This is a genomic window from Methylobacterium sp. C25, assembly GCF_021352225.1.
Classification (GTDB): Bacteria; Pseudomonadota; Alphaproteobacteria; order Rhizobiales; family Beijerinckiaceae; genus Methylobacterium.
In genome coordinates this window covers 1-2,500 of sequence record NZ_JAAUVI010000024.1, presented here as the reverse complement: position 1 = coordinate 2,500, position 2,500 = coordinate 1, and the positions used below count along the sequence as shown (strand labels likewise).

The 2,500-nt window shown below is 55.5% G+C and carries 2 tRNA genes and 2 rRNA genes (1 of these 4 cut by a window edge); all 4 read right to left on the bottom strand.

Annotated elements, in window-relative coordinates:
- Positions 1 to 19, bottom strand: a 23S ribosomal RNA gene (locus tag HCU64_RS25055); it reaches 2,786 nt to the left of the window's first position.
- Positions 20 to 312: 293 nt separating this feature from the next.
- A tRNA-Ala gene (locus HCU64_RS25050) sits at positions 313 to 388 on the bottom strand.
- Between the two features lie 43 nt (positions 389 to 431).
- Positions 432 to 508: transfer RNA gene (locus tag HCU64_RS25045), tRNA-Ile, on the bottom strand.
- A gap of 187 nt (positions 509 to 695) precedes the next feature.
- Positions 696 to 2,178: ribosomal RNA gene (locus HCU64_RS25040) — 16S ribosomal RNA — on the bottom strand.
- The 16S and 23S rRNA genes sit together here with 2 tRNA genes alongside, the layout of an rRNA operon.
- Positions 2,179 to 2,500: the final 322 nt, after the last annotated feature.

Here is a 2,500-nt window from a genome sequence, read left to right as displayed (position 1 = left end):
GCTCTTAAGGCACTTGATCGCTCTCATGATCGATGTCCGCAAACGAACTTGTCACGAAGGACAAGACGATCGCAGCCACGGTCACGATAAAGACCGGTGACGTAGAAGCCTTTCGGCCTCACGTCACCATGCTTGCCGAACATGACCTCAATGGACCCGGCTCTCGCCGGCCCAAACGGCCACATTCCCTCTTCACGATGTTTGTTGGTCTTGCACACAGAGCGGCTTCAGCCAGGCCCTGCGGCAAACTTGAATCTCTCTTATCCGGATGTCGTCCTGACCACTCCCGAGGCTTTTCAGCCTGCAAAAGAATGGTGGAGCTGGACGGGATCGAACCGACGACCTGATGCTTGCAAAGCAACTGCTCTCCCAGCTGAGCTACAGCCCCAATTGTTTGGGACAGCCTCAGCGCGATGGGAGACCAACGATAGTGGTGGGCCTGGGACGACTCGAACGTCCGACCTCACCCTTATCAGGGGTGCGCTCTAACCACCTGAGCTACAGGCCCGAGACCTGAGCCGAAGCATCGACCAGGCTTTTCAGCCTCGCCAACCGCTTCCAGGCGATCCCGATTGTCCGGATGAGAAAGAGAAACGAGGACGGCTTTTACATGTCCCGCCAATGAAGTCCTGACTGGACTTCTGATATTCCAATGACGCTGCGAGAGAAGCGAACTTCTAAAGCTGCATCCTTAGAAAGGAGGTGATCCAGCCGCAGGTTCCCCTACGGCTACCTTGTTACGACTTCACCCCAGTCGCTGACCCTACCGTGGTCGCCTGCCTCCTTGCGGTTGGCGCAGCGCCGTCGGGTAAGACCAACTCCCATGGTGTGACGGGCGGTGTGTACAAGGCCCGGGAACGTATTCACCGTGGCATGCTGATCCACGATTACTAGCGATTCCGCCTTCATGCACTCGAGTTGCAGAGTGCAATCCGAACTGAGACGGTTTTTTGGGATTAGCTAAACCTCGCGGTCTCGCATCCCTCTGTCACCGCCATTGTAGCACGTGTGTAGCCCATCCCGTAAGGGCCATGAGGACTTGACGTCATCCACACCTTCCTCGCGGCTTATCACCGGCAGTCTCCCTAGAGTGCCCAACTGAATGATGGCAACTAAGGACGTGGGTTGCGCTCGTTGCGGGACTTAACCCAACATCTCACGACACGAGCTGACGACAGCCATGCAGCACCTGTGTGCACGCCTCCGAAGAGGATCCCAGATCTCTCTGGGTAACATGCCATGTCAAGGGATGGTAAGGTTCTGCGCGTTGCTTCGAATTAAACCACATGCTCCACCGCTTGTGCGGGCCCCCGTCAATTCCTTTGAGTTTTAATCTTGCGACCGTACTCCCCAGGCGGAATGCTCAAAGCGTTAGCTGCGCCACTGAGCAGCAAGCTGCCCAACGGCTGGCATTCATCGTTTACGGCGTGGACTACCAGGGTATCTAATCCTGTTTGCTCCCCACGCTTTCGCGCCTCAGCGTCAGTGTCGGACCAGTTGGCCGCCTTCGCCACCGGTGTTCTTGCGAATATCTACGAATTTCACCTCTACACTCGCAGTTCCACCAACCTCTTCCGAACTCAAGTCTTCCAGTATCGAAGGCAATTCTGTGGTTGAGCCACAGGCTTTCACCCCCGACTTAAAAGACCGCCTACGCGCCCTTTACGCCCAGTGATTCCGAGCAACGCTAGCCCCCTTCGTATTACCGCGGCTGCTGGCACGAAGTTAGCCGGGGCTTATTCTTCCGGTACCGTCATTATCGTCCCGGACAAAAGAGCTTTACAACCCTAAGGCCTTCATCACTCACGCGGCATGGCTGGATCAGGCTTGCGCCCATTGTCCAATATTCCCCACTGCTGCCTCCCGTAGGAGTTTGGGCCGTGTCTCAGTCCCAATGTGGCTGATCATCCTCTCAGACCAGCTACTGATCGTCGCCTTGGTAGGCCATTACCCCACCAACTAGCTAATCAGACGCGGGCCGATCCTTCGGCAGTAAACCTTTCCCCAAAAGGGCGTATCCGGTATTAGCTCTAGTTTCCCAGAGTTATTCCGAACCGAAGGGCACGTTCCCACGTGTTACTCACCCGTCTGCCACTCATCCCGAAGGATGCGTTCGACTTGCATGTGTTAAGCCTGCCGCCAGCGTTCGCTCTGAGCCAGGATCAAACTCTCAAGTTGAAGAGATCTGATCCAAGCTGATCACTTAATGTAACGGAGTGCTCACATCCGAACCCCGCGTTTCCACGAGGCCGGTGAGCTTCCGAAACGTGTCAGCTTAAGTGTCTCACGATCCGACCGAAGTCAGATCCGCAAGGACATCAAAGCCGCCCACGCTTCTCTTTCTCAAAACCAACTTGTCAAAGAACACAAAGATCAAACAGGCAAAGCCCAAGATCTTCTCTGTAGAGCCTCAGAAGAAGACCAGATCAACCGGCCCCGCTCCGAAGTGGAGGCGCCGTTTAAAGCCCCTCCGAAACCGTGTCAACTGGGAAAATTCGAA